The following is a 25,622-nucleotide window of genomic DNA, read 5'->3' as shown; positions in this document are numbered from 1 at the left end:
CCCTGCCGGCCCCGTATTTTGCTAGACTCCATATCTTCTGGCGGCAAAATCGCCCATTCTACGTCTCTGCGCGACACAACCACCATGGCCCAACGCATCGCTGGCATCGATTACGGCACCGTTCGCATTGGCATCGCCATTGCCGATCTGTCGGTGGCGATTGCCTCGCCGCTGGAGATCTACCAGCGTCAGACGCCCGACGTGGACGCCAAGTACTTTCGCAAGCTAGCCCGGGAAGAAGCGCTGGTGAAGTTCGTCGTCGGACTGCCCGTGCACCTTAGCGGCGAAGAAAGCCAGAAGTCGTACGAAGCCCGCCAATTCGCCAAGTGGCTCACCGAAATCACCGAGCTGCCGGTCGATCTGTTCGACGAGCGCTACACCTCGTCCGAAGCCGAAGAGATGCTGCAAGCGGCCAATCTGACGAAGAAACGCCGCAAAGCGAAACTCGACGCCCTGGCCGCCCAGATCATGCTCACGGCGTACCTGGAAGCGGGGGCGCGGAGTGAGGAGAATCCGGGCTCGTTGGGATAGTGTCGGAACAACAACCCTTGTAGCTACGTTCGCCAGAACGTGGAGGACCATCAGCAATTTGTCCACCGTCTGGCGACAGTAGCTACCTACCCTTTGAAACTTCTCATGCCCGCCCTGCCCTATTACCTAGGTTGCCCTGTGTGGAACTGCGATGCCTGGGTGGGCACGGTGTATGCCGGAAAGTCGCGTTCGAAGTGGCTGGCCGACTACACCCAGGCATTCGGCACCGTGGAGGGCAACAGCACATTCTACGCGTTGCCCACTGCGGACATCGTGAAGCGTTGGGCCGACGAGTCGGCCGACGGGTTTCGGTTCGCCCTGAAGTTTCCCCGCACGGTGACACACGACAAACTGCTAGTCGATGCTAACGCAGAGACCGAGGCCTTTCTGTCGCTGTTGTCGATTCTGAAGGAGGCGGACAAGCTGGGTCCTTCGATGATTCAGCTGCCGCCGTACTTCGACGCCACGAAGCTCGACAACCTGGAGGCGTTCCTGGCCGCCCTACCTCGCGAGTTTCCCTACGCCGTGGAAGTGCGCCACGACGACTACTTCGCCGAGGGCGGGACCGAGCAGGCGTTCGACGCCATGCTGCATGAATACCGCGCCGATCGGGTGCTGTTCGATAGCCGCCCGTTGTTCTCTGCGCCAGCGACCGACGAATACGAGGTCGAGTCGCAGGGTCGCAAGCCGAAGGTGCCTGTCCGGTTCACCGTGACCAACACGTCGCCCATGGTCCGCTTCATCGCCCGCAACGACGTTGCGAGCGTCGTCCGCTGGATGGACGAATGGACGGCCGTCGTGGCCGACTGGCTGGCGCAGGGGCTCACACCGTATTTTTTCACGCACGCGCCGAACAACGCCGTGGCGCCGGCCGTGGCGGCGTTGTTCCACGCCCGACTGATTGAACGCGTGCCGACCATTCCCCCGCTGCCCGCCTGGCCTGGGCAAAAGGTGCAGCGGCAGCAGTCGTTATTCTGATTCGTGCAAGTGCTGGATGAAATAATCGATCTGTCGCAGGTTCAAAATCGCCGACAAGTCTGGATCGGCCACCATGTGGGTCGATCCGGGGAGCGGCAGGAAGTCGACCTGCCGACCTTCGTGCAATAGGCGATCCACCAGCTTGGTGCTGTGCAGGAAGTAGACATTGTCGTCCGCGGTGCCGTGGATCAACAGCAGCGGTCGGTCGAGCTGTGGTGCATAGGTCAGCACGGACGCGGCGTCATAACCCTCGGCATTATCCTCGGGCAGACCCATGTAACGTTCGGTGTAGTGGGTGTCGTAGTCGTGCCAGTCGATAACCGGCGCGCCGGCAATGCCCACGTGATACACATCGGGGCGTTGCATCACGGCCATCGCCGAGAAGTAACCGCCGAACGACCAACCGAAGATGCCCACCCGCGACAGGTCCATCTCTTCGAACCGCTCGCCCAGTGCCTGGAGTCCTTGCACCTGATCGGCCAGCGGCACCTTGATCAAGTCGTGCTTGATCGCCCGCTCCCAATCGCGACCGCGAGCAGGCGTGCCGCGGCCATCGATCGACGCGACGATGAACCCCTGGTCGGCCATCCACTGCTGGATGAGATAGCGATAGCCATCGGCCGTCACCACCTGGGAGTGAGGTCCGCCGTACACGCTCACCAACACCGGCAACTGCTTGTGCTTTGCCAGCCAGTCGCCGCGGGGGCGGACAATCGAGGCCCACATTTCGGGATCGGAATCGAGCTTCACCAGCTCAACATTCGGTTTGAATGGCGGTGTGAGCGCCACGCTGTCGAGTTTACCCAGCGCTTCGCCTTCGGCCGACAACACGCGGTACGACAGCGATCCTTCGAGCGTCTGACCAAACGTGACGTACACGCCCGACTTCGACCCCAGCACACCGCCATGTACTCCGCCCGCGGTGGTCAGCTTTTCCGGCGCGGGACCATCGGCCGTAAGGGCAATGCGGTACAGATGCCGCTCGGTGGGCTCCTCGCCCGCGGCAATCAGGGCCGTGCCGGATGTTTTGTCGATACCTACCAGTCCACGGTAGTTCAGTTCGGGCGTGGTGAGTTCGGCCACCAGCTTTCCATCGCGGTCGTAACGCAGCAGTTGCCAGACGCCGCTCTTCTCGGTGCTCCACAGGAAGCCATCTCCCTCGGGCAGCCACTCGGGCAGGTGGCCGTCGAGGTTGATCCACGCCTCGTCGGTTTCTTCCAGCAATTTCTCGGTCGATCCATCCGCCGGATCGACCGTTCGCAGTTGTTCAACGGTCTGCCGGCGATCCTGCACGACGATCGTCAGCGGCGACTTCTCCTCCCAAGTTACGTTGGCCAGGTACGGAAATGCCTCGCGGTCCCAATCGACCCAAGTGGTCTCGCCACCGGTGGCCGCAATGATGCCCAATCGCACCTTGGCGTTGGGCTTGCCGGGCCGGGGATACCGCCAGGCGTCGGGCTTCTTGTCGGGATTCGCCGGGTCGGCGATGAACCACTCTTCTACGTCGGAAGTGTCGGTCTCCTGATAGGCCAGGTGCTGACTGTCGGGCGACCACCAGTAGCCGTGCATACGGTCCATTTCCTCTTGCGCCACGAACTCCGCGGCGCCAAACGTCAGCGTCTCACTCGAACCGCTGGTGAGCTTTGTCTCTTCGCCGGTCGCCACGTCCATCACGAACAAGTCGCCCTCGCGCACCACGGCCAACTTCTTGCCGTCGGGCGAGAATCGCGCGTCGATGGGGTAGCCGGCTTCGCTCGCCAGTTCGCGATGCTCGCCCGTCACGCGATCAACCAGGTACAACGAACCGGAGAGCGGCACCAGGATCTGCGTTCCATCGTGCGACAGGCTGTACCCGACGATGCCCCGCGCGGTCATCCGCATCCGCTCGCGCCGCGCCTTCTCTTCGGCGGTCAACTCTTCCTCAGCGCCACCCAGCAGCTGCTCGGCCGTGAGGATCTTTCGCTCCTTGCCGGTGGCAATGTCGTACTCATACAGATCGTGCTCCTTGGACGTCGGTCCCGAACGGAGAAACAGCACCGCCTGGCCATCGGGCGTCACCTTGATCGAGGTGGGGTTACCCAGGCTATAGCGGCGGCTCTGGGCGTGCTCTTTGAGAAAATTATCCTGCAAACGCTCGTCGGCGAGACTCATCGAACAGATTCCTAGACAGGCAAGGGCAACGAACAGACCCGCGGCAAATGGCATGCGGTACGGTCGTTCTTTCTGATAGCAAGAATTCGGCATCTCGGTTGGTTTTCTCTACATGGCGTGACAGGGAACTGAAAAACCCGCTTCCATCGTAACGTGCCGGAGCGGGCACTTCACCGCTTGCGGCTAATCGAACACCCGCTGCGCGTCCTTCTTCCCGTTTATGGCTTGCCAAGAGTGTGTACGTGCGTATACTTCATGGCAACTGAACACCCATTCACCACCACGCCGCCTTCACCATGATTGCAGCCACCACTTCACCGCCCCCCGCCGAGCTGCCGCAACTGCGGGGAATGCTCGAGCGGCTCGAGGCTCCCCGATATGACCACGAGCGACCCATTGTGTCTACGGGCGTCGCGGCAGTCGACCGCTTGCTGCCCCGGCGGGGGCTACAGGGCGGAATGCTGGTGGAGTGGGTGGCCGACGGGCCAGGCAGCGGCGCCAGCTTGCTGCCAGTGGCGGCCCTAAAGAACCTGCAGCACACGGGCGGCGCGATTGTGGTGGTCGACCGAGAGGGGCACTTTTATCCACCCGCCGCTTCGGCGTGGGGCGTCGATTTACAGCACACGATTGTCATCCGCCCCACGACCGAAGCCGACGAACTGTGGGCCATCGACCAGGCCCTCCGCTCGCCGGACGTCGCAGCGGTGCTGGCGTGGCCCGAACGCATCGACAGCTTCACGTTCCGCCGCCTGCAACTGGCCGCCGAAGCAAGCGGCGCGATCGGTCTGCTCGTGCGCCCCAAACGCGCCCAGCACGAACCCACCTGGGCCGCCGCGCGACTGCTGATCTCGCCGCTGCCCGCCAATGTGAATGAGTCGTCGTGGCCCCCCCAACCAGAAACAGACGCCCCGCCCGACTGCTGGAGGTTGAACGTCGCCGTGCTGCGAAGTCGCGGCGGCCGGCCGGGTCAAAGTATCGAGCTCGCAGTGGACGAACAAACGGGCACCATCCATGAAGCCACCAAGCACCAAACCACCGTCAGGTTCCCAGCGAGTACTCGCCATCTGGCTGCCCAACTGGCCCATCGAGCGCCTCACGAGCAAACAGCCTGAGCTGCGTGGCCAGCCGTTGATGCTCGAAAGCACTTCGTCTCGAGGCCAGCGAGTGATCGCTTGCTCGCGCGAAGCGCGGGAGTTTGGTGTGCAGCCCGGTATGCTGGTCGCTGAGGCCACGGCCATTTCATCGCTGCATGCCGTTCGCCTGCCACACAATGCCAATGCGGACCAACGAGCGCTGGAGAAACTGGCCGACTGGTGCCATCGTTTCAGCCCCACCGTGGGCATCGAAGGGGCCGACACGCTGCTGTTGGACGCCACGAACCTCGCCCCGTTGTATGGTGGCGAAGAGCCGCTGGTCCAGCAGACCTCGCAAGGCCTCACGCGGCTGGGCCTCACCGCACACATCGCCCTGGCCGACAACATCGCCACCGCCTGGGCCCTGGCGCACTGCTCCTGCACGAGCCTTGTGCCTGTTGGCGAAAGCATCGCGGCTGTTGCCCACCTTCCTCTCACGGCGCTACGCCTCCCGGACATCACGATCGAAACGCTTTCGCGGCTGGGCATCGAATCCATCGGCGAGGTGCTCGCGCTGCCACGGACGGAACTCGCTTCGCGGTTCGGGCCCGAGCTGCTCACTCGCATCCATCAACTATTGGGCAACCAGGCCGAGGTGATCCGCGCGGTCGCGCACTCCGAGCGGCTCATCACCCAGTGGCTGCTGGAACCACCACTCACCAAGTGGACGCACATCAACAAGGTCATCCAGCAACTGCTCCGACAACTGGCCCACTTGCTCGCCACTCGCGACGCGGGGGCACTGCACCTGGCCTGCCATTTGGAATGCCAAACGGGCAAAGACGTGGCGTTCGACGTGCGACTGTTCCGCCCCACCGCCGACGCAGCGCACCTGATGGAGATCGTCGCCCTGCGGACCGAACGGCTGCTGCTCACCAGCCCGGTAACCGCCGTGAAAGTGCACGTGGCCCGGCACGCACCGCTCGCCCGACAGCAACGGGTGCTGTTCGAGCGGGAATCGCACTGGCGGCACTCCACGGGCATCGCCGCGTTAGTGGACCGCCTCGCCGGTCGGCTCGGTCCCGAAGCCGTGGTCCAGTGCCGAGTGCAACACGAAGCCCAGGCCGAGTTTGCCTATACCGAACAAACGATCGTGGGCAACCTGACGGCGAGAAGAAGGTCGACCACCAAGCCATCTGCCGTGAAGCTCGCCCCCCTCGATCGACCACTGCACTTTTTTGCCAAACCGCAACGAGTAGAGACCTTGTCGTTCCTGCACGAAGGCCCCCCCATCCGCTTCACCCATGGCGGCCAGCAATACGTGGTGGCCCATCACCGCGGACCGGAGCGCATCGAAACCGGCTGGTGGCGTCAGCAAGGCATCCGCCGCGACTACTACCGCGTCGAAACCACCACCGGCCGCCGCTTCTGGCTGTTCCGCTGCCTCCGCCGCCAAAAGTGGTACCTGCATGGGGCGTATGAATAACTACGGTGAAGAAATTCGACGCGGATCAGCGCGGATTGGAGCGGATGAACACAGATTTTTATGAGGGGAATGCAATGTCGAAAGATCTAATTCACTCTGAACTCACGGAGAAAATCATCTCCGCTTTCTATGAGGTGTATAACACGCTAGGCCATGGATTCTTGGAGAAAGTATACGAAAACGCGATGGTCACTGCGCTTCGCAAACGCGGCCTCACGGTTCAGCAACAACGACCTATCGAAGTCCGGTTTGATGGACAGGTCGTTGGTGAATACTTTGCTGACCTCTATATCAACGAATTGATTATCATCGAGATCAAAATTAGCGAGGCAATTGGCGATGCCCACAAGAGCCAACTGCTTAACTATTTAGCTGCTACGGGAACCGAGTTGGGCATTCTGTTCAACTTCGGACCGCAGCCAAGTTTTACGCGCAAGGTGATGACTCGTTTCGAGAGCATGGCGGCTGAATCATTCAATCCGCGAACATCCGCTTAGATCCGCGCCCATCCGCGACTGATTCTTTACCAGCCGCAACCAGCGGTATCGATATGGAGTGTTTGAGTGCACTTTTAAGAAATTCGACGCGGATCCGCGCGGATTGGAGCGGACTTACGCGGTTTTTTTAACAGAAGGAAACAAAGGAAGCCAAGAAGTTGGGAACACTAATCAACACTAATCACCAAGATGGATTTCATTGATTAGCGAAGATTAGCGTTCCCCTATAGACCCCACCACAATCCGCGCGGATCCGCGACTAATTCTTTACCAGCCGCAACCAGCGGTATCGACATGGAGTGTTTGAATGCACTTTTAAGAAATTCGTCGCAGACCAGCGCGGATTGGAGCGGACTTACGCGGATTTTTTTAACAGAAGGAAACAAAGGAAGCCAAGAAGGTGGGAACGCTAATCAACACTAATCACCAAGATGGATTTCATTGATTAGCAAAGATTAGCGTTCCCCTATAGACCCCACCACAATCCGCGCGGATCCGCGACTAATTCTTTACCAGCCGCAACCAGCGGCATCGACATGGAGTGCTTGAATGCACTTTTAAGAAATTCAGCGCGGATTGGAGCGGATTAACACTGCTTTTTTGAACAGAAGATAACGAAGGAAGCAAAGATATTGGGAATACTCGACTCCTTTTCGCAAGCTTTCGCGTGGATTGGCGAGCAGTTACCTGCAAGATCAAGGGTTGCGGTTTTTGTGTTCTTTGTTCGCTTCGTTGCCTTCTGTTCAAGAACCTGATTTCATCCACGACTGATTCGACCGACTGATTTCCGTGCCCGAGCCACCTGTATTTCCGAAACGCCAACCTTTGCCAGCTGACAAGAGGTCGCCAGCAACACTGCCCTCTGTTCGCTATGCGGAGCTGCACTGCCTCACCAATTTCACGTTCCTCGAAGGGGCTTCGCATGCCGACGAGCTGGTCGTCACTGCGGCGGAACTCGGCTACCAGGCGCTGGCCATTACCGATCGCAACAGCCTGGCCGGTGTGGTGCGAGCTCACACGGCGGCGAAGGATTGCGGCCTCAAGCTCCTCATCGGTGCGGAAGTCACGCCCGACGATGCTCCGCGCGTCGTCCTGCTGGCCACCGATCGTGCGGCTTATGGCGGGCTCTGTCGACTGCTGACCACCGGCCGACGGCGCGCGGAAAAAGGCGAGTGCCAATTGACCTTCGACGATCTTGCTCAGCATCACGAAGGATTACTCGCGCTGGTGGCGCCAACCAGAAGCACCGACGAGCCGCAAACCGCCCAAGAAGAATCACTCGAGCAGCATCTCGATCACTACCGCGAACTGTTCGGCGACCGGGCCTACTTGCTCGCCGAGCTGCACTATGGCACCAACGATCACCGGCGGCTCGAGGTGCTTGAGCAACTGAGCGAAACGTCTGGCGTGCCGCTCGTGGCGGCGGGCGACGTGCACTACCACGTCCGCGAGCGGATGGCCCTGCAACACGCCCTCACCGCCATTCGTCACGGCACCACGGTGGCCCAACTCGGCGAGCGCTGCCTGCCGAACGCCGAACGGCACTTGCGTCCGCTGGACGACATCGCCCGCATTTACGCTGACGTTCCCGAGGCACTGCGGCGAACCATGGAAGTGGCCAACCGCTGCCAGTTTTCGCTGGACGACCTACGGTACGAATACCCCAAGGAGCTCGCCCCGGCCGGCCAAACGCCCATGCAGTACCTGAGCCAACTCGCCTGGCAGGGGGCCAAGCAGCGGTACCCGACGATCGTACCCGAGAAGGTTTGCCGGCTGTTGGAGCACGAACTGTCGCTGATCGAACAGCTCAAGTACGAGGCGTTCTTCCTCACCGTCCAGGACATCGTCCGCTTCGCCCGCTCGCGAAACATCCTCTGCCAGGGCCGCGGTTCGGCGGCCAACTCGGTGGTCTGCTATTGCCTGGGCGTCACGGCGGTCGATCCTTCGGAGCACGAACTGCTGTTCGAGCGGTTTGTGTCCGCCGAGCGGAACGAAGCACCCGACATCGACGTCGACTTCGAGCACGAGCGCCGCGAGGAAGTGCTGCAGTACATCTACAACAAGTACGGCCGCGACCGGGCGGGCCTGGCCGCCACGGTGATCACGTACCGCCCGCGAAGTGCGATTCGCGACATCGGCAAGGCGCTTGGTCTGTCGCTCGACTGCGTCGACGCGTTGGCCAAGAACTACGACTACCGCGGCGAGCGCACCCTGCTTCCCAAACGATGCGAGCAGAGTGGTGTCGATCCCAACTCGCGGCTAGGGCGGCAGTTGCTGCTGCTGGTCAACGAACTGCTGGGCTTTCCCCGGCATCTCTCGCAGCATGTCGGCGGCATGGTCATCACCCGCGGCCCGCTGTGCGAACTGGTGCCCATCGAAAACGCGGCCATGGTCGACCGCACCGTGATCGAGTGGGACAAGGACGACCTCGACGAACTGGGCATCCTGAAAGTCGATTGCCTGTGCCTCGGCATGCTGACGGCCATTCGCAAGTGCTTCGACCTGGTGAGCCAACAGACCTGCCGGCAGTTGTCCATCGCCACGCTTCCGGCCGAGGATCCCGCGGTGTACGACATGATCTGCCTGGCCGACACGGTGGGCGTGTTTCAGGTCGAAAGCCGCGCCCAGATGAGCATGCTGCCCAGGCTCAAGCCGCGGCGGTTTTACGACCTGGTAATCGAGGTGGCCATCGTCCGTCCCGGTCCGATCCAGGGCAACATGGTGCATCCCTATTTGCGACGGCGAAACGGAGAAGAGCCGATCGTCTACCCCAGCCGCGAAGTGGAACAGGTGCTGGAGCGGACGCTGGGCGTGCCGCTGTTTCAAGAGCAAGCGATGCAACTGGCCGTGGTGGCCGCCGGCTTTACGCCGGGCGAGGCAGACCAACTGCGGCGAGCGATGGGAGCATGGCGGCGACTTGGCATGATCGACACGTACCGCAAAAGGCTGATCGATGGCATGCTGGCCAAAGGTTACACGCCCGAGTTCGCCGAGGGGTTGTTCAACCAGATTCGTGGCTTTGGCGAGTATGGCTTCCCCGAATCGCACGCGGCCAGCTTCGCCAAGCTGGTGTACGTCTCGGCGTGGCTCAAGCATTACTACCCTGCCGCCTTCGCCGCGGCCCTGATCAACAGCCAACCGATGGGTTTTTACGCCCCCGCGCAACTGGTTCGCGACGCCCGCGATCATCGGGTCGAAGTTCGGCCGATCGACATCAACCGCAGCGACTGGGATTGCACGCTTGAGTCGACGGGCGATGGCAGCGAAGGAGCACTGCGGCTGGGCATGCGGATGGTGCGAGGCTTGAAAGAGGCCGATGCCCAGCGAATCGTCGCCGAGCGAACCCTGCCCTACCAGTCGGCGGCCGAGTTAGCCACGCGGACGCGTGTGAGCCGAGCGACGCTCGAGAAACTGGCCGACGCCGGCGCGCTCGACTCGCTGGAGCAGGATCGCCGGGCCGCGTTATGGCAGGCGCTCGATCAACCACTCAGCACCGAGCGGATGCCGCTGTTTGGCAATCAAGTGACCCACAACCCAAGCAATGACGAGCCACCGGCGCCGGAGCTGCCGCCGCTCACGCGCCAGCAGCAGGTGTTCGCCGACTACGCCACGCTGGGCCTGTCGCTGCGCGACCACCCGCTGGCGTTTTACCGCGAGCGACTCGCCCAGCGAGGCGTGACAACGGCCGCGGGACTTGCCGAACTACGCCACGGCAGTAGGGTAACCGTAGCAGGGTTGGTGCTGATGCGGCAGCGGCCCGCCACCGCCAGCGGCATCACGTTCGTCACGCTGGAAGACGAAACGGGCTCTATGAACCTGGTGATCCACCTGCGAACATGGGAGCGATACGAACTGGTGGCCCGCCGCACCAACGCCATGCTGGTGACCGGTCGCCTGGAACGCGATGGCATCGTCATTCACGTGATCGTCCACGAGATCCGCGACCTGCAAACCGAGATGGACAAGCTGCAGCACCGGTCGAGGGACTTTCGGTGAGCGACGAACAACACAAGAGACTCAGCACTACACCATGCCCCACTCTGCTCTCATCTTTGGCTGCGGCTACGTCGGCAAACGAGTTGCCGAGTTCCTGCGCGAAGCGGGGGCGCAGGTGCATGCGGTGACTCGCTCGAGCGCAACTGCCGATGAGTTTGCGGCCGTCGGATTCCAGCCCCTAGTGGCCGATGTTACCGACCCCGCGACACTCAACAACCTTCCTACCGTCGACACGGTGCTGTTCGCGGTGGGGTACGACCGTTCGAGCGACCAATCGATCGACGAAGTTTGCACCGGCGGGGTAAAGAACGTGCTTAACGCGCTGCCCGAAAAGACGGGACGATTCCTCTATATCAGCACTACCGGCGTATATGGCGATGCGGGTGGGGAGTGGATCGATGAAGAGACTCGGCCGAATCCCAGCCGCGCGGGCGGCATCGCATCGCTGGCGGCCGAAGAGTTGATTCGCGCCAGCAAGTTTGCCGACCGTGCAGCGATCCTGCGTCTGGCCGGAATCTATGGACCGAATCGCTTGCCCTACCTGAAAAAATTGCAGGCCGCCGAACCGATTGAAGCACCGCAAGCTGGCTACCTGAATCTCATTCACGTGCACGACGCCGCCCGCATCACGATGGCGCTCGCCGAACCGGCGCACGAGATTCAAGGCCCTGTGACCTACTGCGTCAGCGATGGCCATCCCGTAGTTCGCGGCGAATATTACCGCGAAGCGGCGCGACTGCTGGGAGCTCCAGCGCCGACCTTTGCTGCCCCCCCGGCGGAAAGTCCCCGAGCGGCCAGGGCCGCGGCCGACAAACGGGTGAGCAATCGGCGTGTGCTGGAAGCAGTTGGAATCGAGCTGTCATATCCGACCTATAAAGAAGGATTGGCCAGCATCGTCCGCTGCTATTGAGATTCGGTTGCAGTAAGCAATCGGGCTCGTTGCCCAATCGCCGCTGGACCTCTATCATCTAAGGCCACTCTACACGCCAACCGTCATCGTACGTTTACTACCTATGCTTCAGCGTCAACCACTATTCCCCCACGTTATCGAGCTCAACCACCAGGCGCGGCGGCGAATCACCTGCAGCGTCTATCTGATCTACGACGATCAGAACAACTGGGCCCTGGTCGACATTGGGTTCGAAGATGCCGTGGACGAAGTGCTGGAACTCATTCGTCAGCTCGACTTCCCGTTCACCAAGTGCGTGGGGCTGATTGCATCGCACGCCGATGTGGACCACATCCAGGGACTGGCCAAGGCGAAACAAATTCTCAAGGCCAGCGTGTTCTGCCATCCGGCGGCGGCCGTCCATTTGGAAGCGGGTGACCGCCTGGCGACGTTTGCGGCCATCGAAGCGCAAGGCATCGACCTCGACATGCCGAAGGTCGAAATCGAACACCGCGTCGACGAAGGCGATAAGATTGCCGTGGGCAGTTTGGAGCTCGACGTGTGGCACACGCCGGGACACACCGATGGGCAACTTTCCTTCCGCCTGGGCAACCTGCTACTGTCGGGCGACAATGTCTTCCGCGATGGTTCGGTGGGCGCGATCGACGCCCATCACGGAAGCAGCATCGTCGACTTCATCAAGTCGCTCAAACGCATACAAGACTGCGACGTCGAATGGCTGCTGCCCAGCCACGGTCCCGCGTTCCGTAAAGACAACGCGATGATCCAGAAGACCATCGACCGGCTGGAAACCTATCTGCACATGGCCGACTTCGGCACCTGTGCGATCGACTGGCCCCTGATGGACACATGGGAGCAAGAACTGCTGGAAGGCAAAGCGCCCGAATAGCACTTGCGCACCATCGCACTCTGCGTGCGCACTTGCGACGCTTTGGGCATTGCGGGCCGCGACCTGTTAGAATCGCATCGTCAGGTCGGTCTGTTTTCGCGCGGAGTCCCCCTATGCCTCAACGTCCATCGCCGTGGCTGCTCGCACTTATCGGCAGCTTGGCTTTCTTTGTTGTATCTCCCTGTTACGCAGAACCGGCAGCCACTGGTACCGCCAGCAGTTTGCGTTCGCCGGTGCGGACCTATGGCCCGCAGCAGCTTCGGCCCGCAGTCGCAGCAAAGATCGCTGCGATCGAAGAACAGATTCCACGCTTGATGGAGGAGCACCATGTGCCGGGAGTGTCGGTCTCGCTGATTGACGACCGCCAACTCGTGTGGTCGCGCGGCTATGGAGTCCGCTGTGCCGGCACTCAACATCAAGTCGACCCGGACACCGTGATGGAGGCGTGCTCCATGAGCAAACCTTTCTTCGCGTATCTGCTGCTGAAGATGGTGGAGCAACAACAGTTTGATCTGTCCCACTCGTTGGTCGACTACCTGGAAGAGGATTATCTCGATGCGGAGCCTCGTCAACAGCAGATCACCGGTCAGATGGCGCTCACCCATACAACGGGCCTGCCTAACTGGCGCGAAGGAGGTTGGAGGTCGGGCGGACCGCTGGCGATCTCCTTCGATCCTGGCACTGAGTTCTGTTACTCGGGTGAAGGGTTCCTGATGCTGCAGCGGGCCGTAGAAAAAGTATCCGGCGTGGGGCTCGACAAGATGGCGCGCGAGCAGTTGATCGAACCACTCGACATCCATCACACGCGTTACGTGTGGGACGACCGGTTCGTCGTCGATGCATCCTGCGGACACGACAGCAAAGGTCGCGTGAAACCAATTCGCAAATACTACCACGACGCGAACGCCGCCTACACGCTGTACACCACGTCGGAGGACTACGCCCGATTCCTGGTAGAGATACTGCAAGACGATCGCTCGGCTCCGCATTCGATCTCCGCAGACATGCGCACGCGCATGCTGACACCGATCTCACGTCGCGACGACCAGCAGGCTGAGTGGGGATTGGGGTGGGGACTGCGATCCGTTGATGGGAGCCAGCAGGTCTATCACAGCGGTTCGAATGGCACCGGTTTTCGCTGTTACAGCGAGTTCTTCCCCGAAACCGGCACGGGCATCGTCATCATGACCAACGCCGTGGCAGGCCGCTCGCTGTGGGAAGCGGTGGTAGAAAAGTGGCATTCGTCGGGCGAGTAATATCCCCCTTTTTCACTGCGTCAGGGCCATTTCCTCCCTCGTCGGTGGCATCGCAGCGCCCAAGCGAGTACCATCCATGGGTAGCGAGCAGGTCATCGGTGCTCAACTGTCATAGGCAAGACAGTCAGCATGAGACCTGCTGAGGCGGCCAGTAGGAACACACTCCGGGGAGGCTTGCAGTGATTCAGCGATTGTTTGGTGGATGCTTGTGTCTGGCGATCGCCTTGACGATGCATGTCGCCGCAGCGGCAGACCCCGCCGAAATTGGCGCGGACATCCGACTGCCGACCTCGCCCGACCAGTGGCTGAACTTCCCCCCGCTGTCGCTCGAACGTCTGGGTGGTAAGGGTGTCGTGCTGTACTTCTTCGAGGAAGACTGCCCCACCTGCGCCAAGAAGTGGCCCTCGCTGCTGGAGCAAGCGCAGGAGCACGCGCTGGATCCTGTGGTCGTGATCGGCGTGAACTCCGGCACACCGCCAGCGGAGTTGTCCGCATATTTGCGCGAACACCAAATCACCTGGCCGGTGATCGTCGATATTGATCGCTCGTTCGAACGCCAGGTGCTCGGCAGCACCATCAGCCTGAAAAACATCTACGGCATCCGCATCCGCAAGGCGGACGGCAAATGGGAAGCCAACATTCGTCGCCAGATGCCGGCCGCCATCGAAGCTGCCGCCAAGGGCGGCCGGTGGCGAGTCATGCCCACCACGGTGCCGCCCGAACTCCGCCCCGCATGGGGCCTGGTGGAGTTGGGCAACTTCTCGGCAGCGCTGCCCATGATCTCGCGATACGAACGCCGCGGCAGCGACGAAGTGAAGCAAACGGCTGCGGCCCTGCGCGACGCGGTAGGTGTGTCGCTGGCCGAGGAGCAGGACGCGATCGGCAAGTTGTTGAGCGAAGGTGAACAGTGGCAGGCGTATCAGGCGATCGGCTCGCTGCTCGACGCCTACCAGGGATACGAGGTCGATCCCCAGCTCGAAGAACAACTCAAGGAACTCAAGAGCTCCGACGCCGTGCGGCAGGAACAGACGGCCGCGCAAAAACTCCAGCAAGCCTATCGTGTTGGCTCGGCCGGCTCGCCGGCCGCTATTAAACGGGCGACAACGATGCTGACGAAGATCGTAACAGAGTACCCGGACACCGAAGCCGCCAGCAAGGCCGAGGGACTCCTTCAGCAAGTGGCCGAGTCGCAAGCGGCAGCGGCGGCCCATGCACCGCCGCGATAGGAGGACCAAAAACCCCCCGCTCACCTATTCCCCTTCGACGGCGACGCACTCTGCCGACGTTTTCAAGCAAAACCAGGAACGTCTTATCGATTGGAGACGTCCAAGCTTGGCCCCTGATTCAAGCGGGGTTATCATCGCCCGAACGTACTCGACTCAACCCATCTCCCCAGGTAATTCCCATGTCACGCTCTTTGCCTGCTAGCTGCGCTGCTGTACTGGCTCTTTGTCTTGGTGCTCTGCCTGTGGGAGTTCAGGGACAGCAACCCGCTACCACCGCGTCTTCCCCAGCGAGCTCGGCCGCCAGCAGCAAGTTGGCCGATTTGCCGACCTCCCCTGACCAATGGCTCAACAGCGGTCCGTTGTCGCTCGATAGCCTGCAGGGCAAGGGCATCGTGTTCTACTATTTCGAAGAGCAATGCCCCACGTGCGAAGGACGCTGGCCCGACATCCTGGAAGTGGCCGAACGGCATCGTGACGAACCCGTGGTATTTGTTGCCGTGAACTCGGGAAATTCTCCGGATCAGATCCGTGGATACCTGAAGCGAAACAACATCGACTGGCCCGTGATTGTCGATACCGATCGCTCGTTCGAAGAATCGTCGCTGGGCATGACCATCAGTCTGCAGAACATTTACCAGGCCCGCATGTTGACCGCCAAAGGCACGTGGAAGGGGGCCAACCCCGACGAACTCGACAACGCGGCCACGACAGCTTCCGAGGGTGGCAGTTGGTTAGTCGACCCAACCAGCATGCCGGAAGATTTGCGCCGCGCATGGCACGAGGTCGAAATCAGCAACTATGGCTCTGCTTCGCGGGCCATCATGCGAGCCGGCCGCGAAGGCGACGGGCCGACCAAGGTGGCTGCCAAGCAGTTGTTCGACGTCGTACAAGCCTCAATGAACGCCGATCTAGCTGCCATCGGCCAGCAACTCAAGTCGGGACAAAATTGGCCGGCCTACCAAGCGCTCGAGCAGTTCCTGGCCAAGTACGACGGCTACCCCATGCACCCGGCCGTTGCCGAAAAGCACGAGCAGGTCAGCCAGATGGAGGAAGTGCAGAACGAGAACAAGGCCGCCAAGAAGCTGGCAGCCGCCATCCGTACCGGCTCGCGCAACACCGCCTCGTCGGTGAAGAAGGCGGTGGGGATGCTCGAAGCACTCATCGAAGACTATCCCGACACCGAAGCCGCCGCCGACGCACAGAAGCTGCTGGAGCAGGTGGAGAAGGGCGACGCGGCGAGTTCCGACGAGAACTGAAGTTAGTTGTTCTCATCATGCATCGACGTCTTGTAAGCGGAGCCAGAACAACAGGACGCCCTGCACTGACGAAGGGTCAGTTCCGCCGTCGTAGTTTGCGATACCGCCCCCCTGCGACCAAACACGCAGTTGCCGAGCCGATTGTGCACCATGCACTTGGTTCCGGCACGCGATGGGAGTACACAAACACCGCGCCCGGTCTGCCCAAGAAGTCGGAGCCCAGGTCTGACCCTACGAGGATCCTGGACGCATCAATAGCGACGCTGATACCAAACTCGGAATCGGGTTCGAGGTCGCTTGCCACGGTTCGCGCGATCAAGTCTCCGTTCGCCACGTCGAACAGGTAGGCAGCGCCGGTGGGATTGCTGAACCGACCGTCCCCCCTCGCTCCGACCACAGCCACCTGACCATCGATATCGACGGAGCCCCCAAAAAGAGCCACTTCATCGAGGTCCGGCGCGCGAAGTGTGGACGTAAGCACGGGCGATCCGACATCGGTAACATCGAACAAATAGGCAGCGCCGGCTCCACTTCCCTTTTGATCATCGGCGTTAGCTCCCACGATGACAGTATGCCCATCAATGGCCACTGAGCTGCCAAAGCCGTCGCCCGATTGTTCACTCGGAGAATTAATCCTGGCGAGCTGCATTCCGGAATCGACGTCAAACAGATACGCCGCGCGGTTGCTACTCACCACGGCGAGATTGCCAGAGACGTCGACCGAGAGACCAAACTGGTCGCCAATCACGCCATCGTCTGGCGTGAGTATGGCTAACTCGGTACCCAGTGTGGTGTCGAACACGTAGGCCGCGCCGGGAGAAGTAGCGGACTCCTGGTTTTCGGCAGCACCAGCAATAGCGACGTGCCCGTCGATGGCCACCGACTTTCCCAACTCATCCAGCAATTGAGCATCGGAGGCGACCAGCTTGTGTTGGAAGAGAGCATTGTCCGGGTCGCTGACATCAAAGAGGTATGCCGCGCCCGAAGAGCCAATTGCATTGCTACTATGATTCCAAGCACCAACGATTGCCGTTGTACCACTGATGTCTGCTGAAATGCCGAAGTTGTCGCCCGACTCCCCATCGGGGGCAACAAGGGTTCCACGCAACTCGCCCGTGGAAAGATCGACGAGCGTTGCTGCACCAACAACTGCCGATTGAACATCGGCGTAGGGGCGGCCCACAATGCCGATTTGGCCGGCAACGCCAACTGCGATGCCAAATCCATCGTGATTGGTTTGAGGTCCGTCGATTTCATGGTCGGCAGGGAGAGTCGGCACTTCGGCGACGGGCGGCAGGCCATACGCTGTGAGCGATCCCAGTACGCTATTCGCCACAATTAACAAACCCCATCGACTCGCTCGCATTGGTCGCCTCCCACGTCACAGCGTCAAATAGATGTCAACTCAGAGTAGCCCCGTCCCGCCGGTGCGTTGCCGCAGGAATCGGGACCAAAAGTGCGGTCTGCAGTATTAGACCGGGACGGCGATGAGTCAACAATTCGCTTGCCGGCGCCATCGTTTGAGGCTCCGTCGCTCTTACAAAAGGCTCCAGACTCGCCTACGCTCCCACCCAAATGTCCGGCTGTAACGGTTGTGACGGATTTTCTCTCAATTCCGGTCGCGCTGGCGGCCGATGTTATAGGCACCGGCAGCCAGGAGCACCCAAAGCACTAGCCCGCCGGGAATGACCCGCACAAGACATTGATACATTCGGGGGGAACCATGCATCGCCGCTTTGCTATCGCCGCCTTCGTGGCCGCGATGCTGTTTGCCGGACTGTCGGCCCAAAACGCCGACGCCCAGCAGGCGTATGGGCGGGCTTGGGGGCATACGTACACGACCCAAGACTGGAACCGCTTTTACCACTACCCGTACGTCTACTATCCGCAGAATTATTGGGGCAGCGAGTACTATCGCAGTGCCGACAGCCTGTACTACCGCTATCCGCAAGAAATGCGGATTCCGGTCTACAACAAGCGTTGGCACAACTACTACCCGTCGCCTCGCAAGTACCACTCGGGACACCACTTCATTCTCGACGTCTTTTAACAATCGGGCTCTCGAGCCCGCCCACTGCATCGGAGTCAATTCGGGGGGACTGGCACCGACCGCAGGTTGAATGACAAAGCGAATGAGGGACCGTGAAAACCGCGGCGCCAGCCATCCGGCCGGCGTCGCGGTTTCGCTTTGTGGTGGGTCGCAAACGGCCAAACTGCGCTCATCTCGCCGCAGAGCGGGCGAAAACCCGCGGAAATGCCGGCTGAGCAAAATCTTCGCCAGCTGCGGCTGTTTCGTCTAAAATAGGCTGTTCAACGATTCGCCTACACGCCGCGCTGTGTCGGATACAGCAGCGCCTGCCCCCCAGAGCCTCCTCCTTGTCTTGCGCGTCCATGAAGAATTGCTCTCGCCCCGCCCTGCTGTTGGCCGGCTGCCTGATCTCCGCCAGCACCACCTTCGCTCAGCATCAGACCAGTACGTTCTCGCCCGTGTCGGTCGGCGGTGTGCTGCCCTATCAAGTGCAGCTAGCAGAAACTTCGTTCGGTTCGGCCGAACTGCCCACACTGCAGTCGTACGCCGCGGCCGAATACGATGGCAAATGGGTGCTGGTGGCCGGCCGGACCAACGGGCTGCATGGCTTTACCAACTCGGGCAATACCAACTTTCCGCCCGCCTACCGCAGTTACGACGTGTGGGTGGTCGACCCCGTGGCGGGGGAATCGTGGCGTCGCTCGCTGAACCCGGACGACAACGAGGACTCGGGACTGAGCTCCGTCGAAGCCACTTCCATCGGGACCACCAACAACCAGTTCGTGCAGTTGGGCGATCGGCTCTACCTGACGGGCGGCTACACGGGCAACGACACCATCAACGCCCTGACGGCCATCGACCTGCCTGGCATGGTCGACTGGGTGCAGGGTGGCTCGGGCACGGCCAGCGATCACATCCGGCAGGTGTTCGATTCGCACTTCGAAGTCACCGGCGGGGCCATGTACGAACTGGATGACAAGATTCATCTGGTGTTTGGCCACAACGTGACGGGTGGTTATCCGAACGGAACCCAGGCCTACACCAATCAGATACGCAGTTTCGAAATCGTGGACGACGGCACGACGCTGAGTTTCACCGACGCGGAGAGCACGCCCCCCGTGGACGAATACCGCCGCCGCGACCTAAACGTGTTCCCCGTGCTGCGGCCCGACGGCAGTGGCGGCACCACCGAGGGACTGACGGCCCTGTCGGGCGTGTTTACCGTAGACGATGGCGTGTGGACCGTGCCGGTAGAGATCGACGAGCAGGGCACCCCCACGATGGCCGATCCCAACCTGGCAGGCACCTTCAAGCAGGCGATGAATCAGTACCACTCGGCCAAGTTTGGGATGTACTCCGAGTCGGCCGGCGCCATGCACGAGGTGCTGATGGGCGGCATCACCATCAATCAGTACGACTGGAACTCCGGCACCTTCGTGCAAGACGACGACGCACCGAACACCAGCCAGATCACCTCCGTCGTGGTCGACGCCCAGGGCGAATACACGCAGCACCTGCTAGGCGCGTTTCCCGTGATTCTCGACGAGCACGATTACTACCTGCGTTTGGGTGCAAACGGCGAGTTCTTCGTCGCCCCGGGCATTCCGACGTTCGACAACGGCGTCATCGAATTCGACCAGTTGCCTGCCGGCGACACGGTGGTGGGGCACGTGTTTGGTGGACTGGCCGCCAATGCTGATCATGTGCGGGGCAACCTCGATCCGAATGTGACCTCGATTGCCTCGGACATGGTGTTCGCAGTCACGGTGAGTATTCTCGAAGGCGACTTCAACCGCGATGGATTGGTCGACCTTGCCGATTATACCGTGTGGCGAAACACACTTGGTGCCGCGGTGACCAGCGGCACGCATGCCGACGCCAGTGGCAATGGCATGGTGGACGCCGCGGACTATACAATCTGGAAGTCCAACTTGGGCCTGGCCAACACGCAGCCAGTCTCCTTGCCCGCCGCCACACTGCAGGTGCCCGAACCTGGCTCGTGGCTGCAGGTGGTGGCTTTGTCGGCTGCCTGGTTGGTTTCGTCGCGACTCGCAGTCTGTCCAGCATTTCGCCGTGAGTAACCCCTCCCCCACCGACGCCCTGTTTCGCTTTCGCCAGCAGCAGGCGAGTCGTTTCGCCGACCAGCAGTGCATTTCCTTGGCGGGCGACAGTCCTGCGATGAAGCAGGTCCGCAATCAGATCGCCGCGGCCGCTGCCAGTGGCGCCAGCGTCATGATTCGTGGCGCCGACGCCGCGCAACTGCACGAAATTGCCGAGGCCATCCACTACCGACGCCATCCCGACGGCCAAGGCGCTCTGTGGACCGTCGACGCCGAGGACGCGCTGCCCAACGAACTGAGCCGCGTGCTACAGGCCATGAATCGCAGCCAGGAACCTGGCACGCTGCTGATTTCGTCGGTCGATCACCTGCCCGCCGAGCAACAGGTGGAACTGCTGACTGCCAGCGGCCGCGACGATTGGTCGGCGCCGATCGTTGCCACCCAGCCCGACGAATCGCAAACCGAGGTCGTCGGCATATCGGACGAGCTATCCGCGCTGCTGTCGACCATCGAGATCGCAGTGCCGCCCCTGGCCGAGCGGCCCGAGGACATTCCCCCGCTGGTCGAGCTAATGCTGAAGGAGCTCAACCGCGAAGACGATGCCAACGTGGAGCTGGCCCCCGACGCACTCGATCTGTTGATGATCTACGTCTGGCCAGGCGAGTTGGCGGAGCTGCGCCACGTGGTGGCCAAGGCACACGCGCGGTGCCGAGGTCGCGTGATGACGCCGCAGAATCTGCCTCGTACGCTGCATCATGCCGTGGAGCATGCCGCAGCGGCAGAGGATCGCCCCGCCCCGATCGACTTGGACGACTATTTGGGGCGGGTGGAAGCGGCTTTGGTACTGCGAGCATTAGAACTGGCCGGCGGCAACAAAGCCGAGGCCGCGCGACTATTGGGTGTGTCGCGACCTCGCCTGTATCGCAAGCTGGAACAGATGGGACTGGTGGAACCAGCCGCACCAAGAGACAAACCCACAACCGAACCGACAACCGCACAGGAAGAACCCTCGGCACCCGACGCCGACGAGGGGATCGAGTTTCTACCAATCGATGAAGAGCAGTGAGTGCTGTGTTGCCCCCAGCATCCGCCAGTTTACGTTAAACCTTGTGACCGACCGCCTGACGCCACATGCCAGACCAACCGGACAGCCTCGCCTTTCCCTGGCCGCACGCTCACGAGTTGCGCGGACCAGCGGTGCGGTGCGTGATCGACGACCCAGTGTGGATGGCCGCGGTACGTCGAGGCGTTAATCTCTGGCAAAGCACGCAACCATCGAAGCTGCCCCTGGCCCGGTTTGCTGAGCTGCTGGACCTCGACAGCGCGGCGAACGATCAGCAGTTGCTGGACATCGTAGAGGTAACAAACGGCCAATTGTCCACCGCGGCGGAATGGATCGACCTGCGGCGAAAGAAAAACCCGGTAGCCGCGCTGCTGTGCCGCCGGACGCTTGTCGAGCCGGATCACCGAGCGGCAGCCACGCAACTGCTGCGCGAGGCGGGGGCGGTGGAAGTGCTCGCCGCCCCGCCCGAGGTGCCGCGGCTGGCCGCGGTGTTCTCCTGGCTGACGGCCCGGCCCAACGCTGCGGCCAATTCCCTGGGTGAATTGCCGCTACCGTGCTGGGCCCCGCCTTGGCAAGCGGCACGCTGACGCCTACGGTTTGTACTATGGCACTCGGCCGTCCACCACGGCGAGCCGCCCCCTCACCTTTCCCACCGGCAACCATGGAGCATCACTATGGCGGGAGCACCCGTCCAGACAGAAGACGTTCGGCAGGCATTGGCCGACTTTAACGATCCTGAAACCGGCCGTAGCGTCGTCCGCATGGAGCAGGTGCGGGATATTCAGGTCAGCGACAGCAGTGTAACGGTGCAACTGGGTCTCACCAGTTGGACTGGGCCCATTCGCGAAGCGGTGCGACAGGATTGCCTGACGCACCTGCGCGAGCGGTTGCCGGCCGAGGTCGCGGTGGAAGTAGAGATCGTCGAGCACGAGCGGCCAGCCGAACGCATCGGCCAGATTGGCCTGGCGGCCAAGAGCGTGGTTGCCGTGGGATCGGGCAAAGGTGGCGTCGGCAAGAGCACGGTGGCCGTGTCGCTGGCCTATGCCCTGCGCAATAGTGGTGCCAAGGTTGGCCTGATGGATGCCGACGTCTACGGCCCCAGCGTGCCACACCTGGTGGGCGCCAACCAACGCCCGCACGTCATCGAAAAGCGGCTCCAGCCTATCGTCAAAGACGACCTCAAGATCATGAGCATGGGCTTTCTGGTCGCCGAAGGCGAAGCCGTGGTGTGGCGTGGTCCGATGTTACACGGCGCCATCACGCAGTTCCTGCGCGACACCGAGTGGGGCGACCTCGACTACCTGATCATCGACATGCCACCCGGCACTGGCGATATCGCGCTGACACTTTCGCAACTACTCCCTTTGTCTGGCGCAGTCGTGGTTTGCACTCCGCAGGATGTCGCGCTGCTCGACGCCGTGAAGGCCGTGGCGATGTTCCACAAGGTGAACATTCCCATGCTGGGCGTCGTGGAGAACATGAGTTACTTCCTCTGCCCCGACAACGGCAAGCGTTACGACATCTTCGGTTCGGGCGGCGCGCGCGACAAAGCCATCGAGTTGGGCGTGCCCTTCCTGGGCGAAGTGCCGATCAACATTGCCATCCGCGAACGTGGCGATGCGGGCGAGACCTCGTCCAACCTGACCGACGAAGAGACGAGCCGCTACTTCCAGACCATCGCGGCGCAGATGATCCACAGCATCATCGGCAACCGGACCGACCAGCCGAGCAGTTCGCTTCCCGTGCTGTAAGTCCAGCGTCCCAATGGGCTTGGGGAGGGGCGTGCAGAAAACCGCAGGCGCAAAAAAAGAGAGCCGTTCGGCCCGTCCGCAGATGCGTAGGGCCGTCGGCTCTTTCTCGTTACTACAAAAGGATCTGACTAGAAGGCGTCAGAGTCCTGTTTCTATTTTACTTCCTCTTCTTCGCGGTCTTCCGCTTGGCCTTCTTCTTCTTAGTGGCCTTCTTCTTTTTGGTAGCCTTCTTCTTTTTGGTGGCCTTCTTCTTCTTAGTGGCCTTCTTCTTCTTGGCTACCTTCTTCTTCTTTTTCTTGGCTACCTTCTTCTTCTTGGCAGCCTTCTTCTTCTTAGGTGCCTTCTTCTTCTTGGCAGCCTTCTTCTTGGTTGCCTTCTTTTTGGTTGCCTTCTTCTTGGTTGCCTTCTTCTTGGCGGTCTTTTTCTTGACCCTCTTCTTTTTGGCCACAGTCAATCCTCCATTAACGGGAAGTGGCACGTCGGGAAGAGTTCGCCACTTGGTTGGACCCTCGTGGTTCGCTTCCCGGACCCGCCAGCGAAATAAACGACCGTCCTTCCGCGACGGTCATCGGCAGCCTGACTTGTGAAACAAACAATCGTGACAAACACAACGTTGCAACTCACGCCAAGCTACCATGTATCCTTAGTCGGTAGTTGTACGAAATCTTTCGCTTTATGCAACATGTCTTCAACACTTTTTTTGCGCTCCAAGCGCTTTGAAAGGTCAACTTCGACCGCGCGCGAACATGTTGAGAGCGCCAAGCGAACAGCCAAACGCAACCACTCGACACGCCACCCTGTTACCGGCTCACCAGCGCGTCGCGCAACTAGTAAACAGCGACCTGAGAACCATCGGAAAGTACGATTGAAGGTTGCGCACAACATTGATGCCTGCCCAACAGGCATCGCTCTTGCGGACGTGCCGTGTTCAGCAGATATCGATTTTTGCTGGAAAAAACAGACTTTTCGTGCAAAGCGTTTGGTTCTCGCCAGCGATCGACTACCGCTTGCCACGCCACGGGGCGATACCTGTGACGAATGTGTATGGGATCGATGCCATACCATGCACCGGGCATAGTTAAGCGCTGGCAACCATGCCGATTGGCTACTTCAATGACCCCTTCATTGATTCTTTGCGCAAGGTCGCGAGCCTTCGAAAGAGTAAGCCGCGACGGTGGAAAAAAAATTGTGCGAAAAATTTGGAAGCGGACGTTTGAAGTGGCCAAAATCGATTCGATGGGCAGTTCCGTTACCACGATCCGCGCGTTGAATTGTTCGAGTCGCGCGATGCACTCGGTAACCCAATCAACGATTTGTTGAGCCTCCGCGCCATACAACAAGTCGTTTCCCACATCGGTCACCAATGCGAAAGTGGGCAAACTTGGTCGTTTCCGCACATCGTCCCACAGACCACATGGAAGGATGCCGGGCAGCGAGCGCCATGGTATGGACGACTTCCAACCGTACGATCGGCCGAAACCATGCGCTACGTAAACTTCCAACGGTCCGGTAAACCTTGCGAGCGCCGAGCGAAGCAACGTAGAGATCCCCAACCGCAGGTTGCTCGCCCCCAGTAAGATCAACCGAGCAACTGGTTCGGTGGTTTCTTTCACGCCAACTGTGGTCATCACCATCCGTATCCAGGACCGTCGGTATACCTCTGAAGCGTGCGATAGTTGTTGTAGGCGAGAAAGCCAAACAGGATCGCCAGAAAGATGTCTTTGGTGATGATCACACTCAATACGGCGACGCCAACTGCCACACCAAAGGAGATCTTCAGAGACAGTTCGATACCGTTCCGGGGACTGCGCGGGCCCAGCGTTAGCAGCTCGCGAGCCACCTGCCCCCCGTCGAGCGGATAAACCGGCAGCAGATTCATCAGGCCCCAGAAGATGTTAATCCACAGCAGCATCCAAACGATCACATTACTGGCCATCAAGTCGAACCGCTCGAAGTACAACTTGCCGACCAACAGGCTCAATCGGATAAGCTGTCCCTCATCGTAGAGTGTGTCCGTTTGCTCCGACAATTCACCCCACATCGGAACAAAGTCGATATAGCGCGTCGCTCCCACTATCAACAGCACGGCCGCCGCGAGTAAAAACCCCGCCACCGGACCGGCAAGCGAGATGATTATTTGGCTGCGAGGCGAACGATCGCAATCGTCGCACATGGCCAGTCCTCCCATGCCCCACAAGACAATGCGGGGCCGACCGCCGTATTTGCGCTGCATCACGGTGTGGCCCAGTTCGTGCGCCAGAATCGACACGAACACCACTCCCATCGTCAGCAAGGAAGCAACCGGCTCGCCATCGAAGGCGCTGAGTCCGATCAGCAGCGCGATCACCCAGAACAGTGGATGAATGCGGACCGGAAACCCGGCGATACGAAAGTGGATGTCGGCCGGAGTGGGTGCAGGTTCGCCAAGCATGAAGAGTTCGGACTCGTGGGCGGTGGGCGGTAAGATTCG

General features: G+C 60.8%; 21 protein-coding genes. 16 read left to right on the top strand and 5 right to left on the bottom strand.

Going from position 1 to position 25,622, the window contains the following annotated elements; translation table 11 throughout:
• Window positions 1-84: 84 nt before the first annotated feature.
• Both ruvX and NG895_RS23275 read left to right on the top strand, forming a co-directional pair.
• Window positions 85-531 carry a Holliday junction resolvase RuvX gene (gene ruvX, locus NG895_RS23280; protein ID WP_252854944.1) on the top strand — a complete coding sequence of 149 codons (447 nt, stop codon included), beginning with the start codon at window positions 85-87 and terminating at the stop codon, window positions 529-531.
• Between the two features lie 93 nt (window positions 532-624).
• Window positions 625-1,509 carry a DUF72 domain-containing protein gene (locus tag NG895_RS23275; protein WP_252854943.1) on the top strand — a complete coding sequence of 295 codons (885 nt, stop codon included), beginning with the start codon at window positions 625-627 and terminating at the stop codon, window positions 1,507-1,509.
• On the opposite strand, the gene NG895_RS23270 is transcribed toward NG895_RS23275, so the two are convergent.
• Entirely contained in the window at window positions 1,501-3,660 is a 2,160-nt protein-coding gene (locus tag NG895_RS23270) for a S9 family peptidase (protein WP_252854942.1), read from the bottom strand. The two genes, NG895_RS23275 and NG895_RS23270, sit on opposite strands and share 9 nt — an antisense overlap.
• Before the next feature lie 296 nt (window positions 3,661-3,956).
• Between NG895_RS23270 and NG895_RS23265 the strand changes: the two genes are divergently transcribed.
• The 9 genes from NG895_RS23265 to NG895_RS23225 all read left to right on the top strand — a co-directional run bounded on the left by NG895_RS23265 (window position 3,957) and on the right by NG895_RS23225 (window position 16,249).
• Window positions 3,957-4,772 (top strand): ImuA family protein, encoded by an 816-nt coding sequence (locus NG895_RS23265; RefSeq protein ID WP_252854941.1) that lies wholly within the window; start codon window positions 3,957-3,959, stop codon window positions 4,770-4,772.
• On the top strand, window positions 4,672-6,219 hold the full coding sequence (locus tag NG895_RS23260; RefSeq protein ID WP_252854940.1) for a Y-family DNA polymerase: 1,548 nt from the start codon (window positions 4,672-4,674) through the stop codon (window positions 6,217-6,219). Before NG895_RS23265 ends, NG895_RS23260 begins: the two co-directional genes overlap by 101 nt.
• A 5-nt stretch (window positions 6,220-6,224) precedes the next feature.
• A complete protein-coding gene (locus NG895_RS23255; RefSeq protein ID WP_252854939.1) occupies window positions 6,225-6,716 on the top strand; it encodes a GxxExxY protein in 492 nt (163 codons plus the stop codon).
• Between the two features lie 789 nt (window positions 6,717-7,505).
• Entirely contained in the window at window positions 7,506-10,712 is a 3,207-nt protein-coding gene (locus tag NG895_RS23250) for an error-prone DNA polymerase (RefSeq protein ID WP_252854938.1), read from the top strand.
• Window positions 10,713-10,746: 34 nt separating this feature from the next.
• Entirely contained in the window at window positions 10,747-11,622 is an 876-nt protein-coding gene (locus tag NG895_RS23245) for an SDR family oxidoreductase (RefSeq protein ID WP_252854937.1), read from the top strand.
• Window positions 11,623-11,725: 103 nt separating this feature from the next.
• Complete coding sequence (locus NG895_RS23240; RefSeq protein WP_252854936.1) at window positions 11,726-12,511, top strand: MBL fold metallo-hydrolase; 786 nt, start codon at window positions 11,726-11,728, stop codon at window positions 12,509-12,511.
• A 113-nt stretch (window positions 12,512-12,624) separates the two neighbouring features.
• Window positions 12,625-13,767, top strand: coding sequence for a serine hydrolase domain-containing protein (locus NG895_RS23235; RefSeq protein WP_252854935.1), 1,143 nt, complete (start codon window positions 12,625-12,627; stop codon window positions 13,765-13,767).
• Window positions 13,768-13,946: 179 nt separating this feature from the next.
• On the top strand, window positions 13,947-14,993 hold the full coding sequence (locus tag NG895_RS23230; RefSeq protein ID WP_252854934.1) for a TlpA disulfide reductase family protein: 1,047 nt from the start codon (window positions 13,947-13,949) through the stop codon (window positions 14,991-14,993).
• 179 nt (window positions 14,994-15,172) lie between these two features.
• On the top strand, window positions 15,173-16,249 hold the full coding sequence (locus tag NG895_RS23225; RefSeq protein ID WP_252854933.1) for a TlpA disulfide reductase family protein: 1,077 nt from the start codon (window positions 15,173-15,175) through the stop codon (window positions 16,247-16,249).
• 76 nt (window positions 16,250-16,325) lie between these two features.
• On the opposite strand, the gene NG895_RS23220 is transcribed toward NG895_RS23225, so the two are convergent.
• The gene (locus tag NG895_RS23220) at window positions 16,326-17,432 is read right to left on the bottom strand and encodes an FG-GAP repeat protein (protein WP_425267253.1); all 1,107 of its coding nucleotides are present in this window, start codon (window positions 17,430-17,432) and stop codon (window positions 16,326-16,328) included.
• Window positions 17,433-18,011: 579 nt separating this feature from the next.
• Here NG895_RS23220 and NG895_RS23215 point away from each other — a divergent pair.
• The 5 genes from NG895_RS23215 (at window position 18,012) to NG895_RS23195 (ending at window position 23,152) form a co-directional block, all read left to right on the top strand.
• Window positions 18,012-18,299 carry a calmodulin-binding protein gene (locus tag NG895_RS23215; RefSeq protein ID WP_252855014.1) on the top strand — a complete coding sequence of 96 codons (288 nt, stop codon included), beginning with the start codon at window positions 18,012-18,014 and terminating at the stop codon, window positions 18,297-18,299.
• A gap of 341 nt (window positions 18,300-18,640) precedes the next feature.
• The gene (locus NG895_RS23210; RefSeq protein WP_252854931.1) at window positions 18,641-20,359 is read left to right on the top strand and encodes a dockerin type I domain-containing protein; all 1,719 of its coding nucleotides are present in this window, start codon (window positions 18,641-18,643) and stop codon (window positions 20,357-20,359) included.
• Window positions 20,352-21,404, top strand: a complete 1,053-nt coding sequence (locus NG895_RS23205) for an AAA-type ATPase lid domain-containing protein (protein WP_252854930.1) — start codon at window positions 20,352-20,354, stop codon at window positions 21,402-21,404. Before NG895_RS23210 ends, NG895_RS23205 begins: the two co-directional genes overlap by 8 nt.
• A gap of 65 nt (window positions 21,405-21,469) precedes the next feature.
• A complete protein-coding gene (locus NG895_RS23200) occupies window positions 21,470-21,988 on the top strand; it encodes a hypothetical protein (protein ID WP_252854929.1) in 519 nt (172 codons plus the stop codon).
• 87 nt (window positions 21,989-22,075) lie between these two features.
• A complete protein-coding gene (locus tag NG895_RS23195) occupies window positions 22,076-23,152 on the top strand; it encodes an Mrp/NBP35 family ATP-binding protein (protein ID WP_252854928.1) in 1,077 nt (358 codons plus the stop codon).
• 157 nt (window positions 23,153-23,309) lie between these two features.
• On the opposite strand, the gene NG895_RS23190 is transcribed toward NG895_RS23195, so the two are convergent.
• The 3 genes from NG895_RS23190 to NG895_RS23180 all read right to left on the bottom strand — a co-directional run bounded on the left by NG895_RS23190 (window position 23,310) and on the right by NG895_RS23180 (window position 25,583).
• Window positions 23,310-23,600 (bottom strand): hypothetical protein, encoded by a 291-nt coding sequence (locus NG895_RS23190; RefSeq protein ID WP_252854927.1) that lies wholly within the window; start codon window positions 23,598-23,600, stop codon window positions 23,310-23,312.
• Window positions 23,601-23,979: 379 nt separating this feature from the next.
• Window positions 23,980-24,531 carry a hypothetical protein gene (locus tag NG895_RS23185; RefSeq protein WP_252854926.1) on the bottom strand — a complete coding sequence of 184 codons (552 nt, stop codon included), beginning with the start codon at window positions 24,529-24,531 and terminating at the stop codon, window positions 23,980-23,982.
• A 248-nt stretch (window positions 24,532-24,779) separates the two neighbouring features.
• The gene (locus NG895_RS23180; RefSeq protein ID WP_252854925.1) at window positions 24,780-25,583 is read right to left on the bottom strand and encodes a site-2 protease family protein; all 804 of its coding nucleotides are present in this window, start codon (window positions 25,581-25,583) and stop codon (window positions 24,780-24,782) included.
• Window positions 25,584-25,622: the final 39 nt, after the last annotated feature.

Source organism: Aeoliella straminimaris, assembly GCF_024054565.1.
GTDB classification, from domain to species: domain Bacteria; phylum Planctomycetota; class Planctomycetia; order Pirellulales; family Lacipirellulaceae; genus Aeoliella; species Aeoliella straminimaris.
The sequence above is the reverse complement of the archived record's forward strand: the minus strand, read 5'-3'. Positions and strand labels throughout refer to the sequence as shown.

Coding starts and splice junctions, on each gene's coding strand:
- ruvX (WP_252854944.1), top strand. CDS start 85: ATGGCCCAACGCATCGCTGGCATCGATTACGGCACCGTTCGCATTGGC.
- NG895_RS23270 (WP_252854942.1), bottom strand. CDS start 3,660: ATGAGTCTCGCCGACGAGCGTTTGCAGGATAATTTTCTCAAAGAGCAC.
- NG895_RS23265 (WP_252854941.1), top strand. CDS start 3,957: ATGATTGCAGCCACCACTTCACCGCCCCCCGCCGAGCTGCCGCAACTG.
- NG895_RS23260 (WP_252854940.1), top strand. CDS start 4,672: ATGAAGCCACCAAGCACCAAACCACCGTCAGGTTCCCAGCGAGTACTC.
- NG895_RS23245 (WP_252854937.1), top strand. CDS start 10,747: ATGCCCCACTCTGCTCTCATCTTTGGCTGCGGCTACGTCGGCAAACGA.
- NG895_RS23240 (WP_252854936.1), top strand. CDS start 11,726: ATGCTTCAGCGTCAACCACTATTCCCCCACGTTATCGAGCTCAACCAC.
- NG895_RS23235 (WP_252854935.1), top strand. CDS start 12,625: ATGCCTCAACGTCCATCGCCGTGGCTGCTCGCACTTATCGGCAGCTTG.
- NG895_RS23225 (WP_252854933.1), top strand. CDS start 15,173: ATGTCACGCTCTTTGCCTGCTAGCTGCGCTGCTGTACTGGCTCTTTGT.
- NG895_RS23215 (WP_252855014.1), top strand. CDS start 18,012: ATGCTGTTTGCCGGACTGTCGGCCCAAAACGCCGACGCCCAGCAGGCG.
- NG895_RS23210 (WP_252854931.1), top strand. CDS start 18,641: ATGAAGAATTGCTCTCGCCCCGCCCTGCTGTTGGCCGGCTGCCTGATC.
- NG895_RS23200 (WP_252854929.1), top strand. CDS start 21,470: ATGCCAGACCAACCGGACAGCCTCGCCTTTCCCTGGCCGCACGCTCAC.
- NG895_RS23195 (WP_252854928.1), top strand. CDS start 22,076: ATGGCGGGAGCACCCGTCCAGACAGAAGACGTTCGGCAGGCATTGGCC.
- NG895_RS23180 (WP_252854925.1), bottom strand. CDS start 25,583: ATGCTTGGCGAACCTGCACCCACTCCGGCCGACATCCACTTTCGTATC.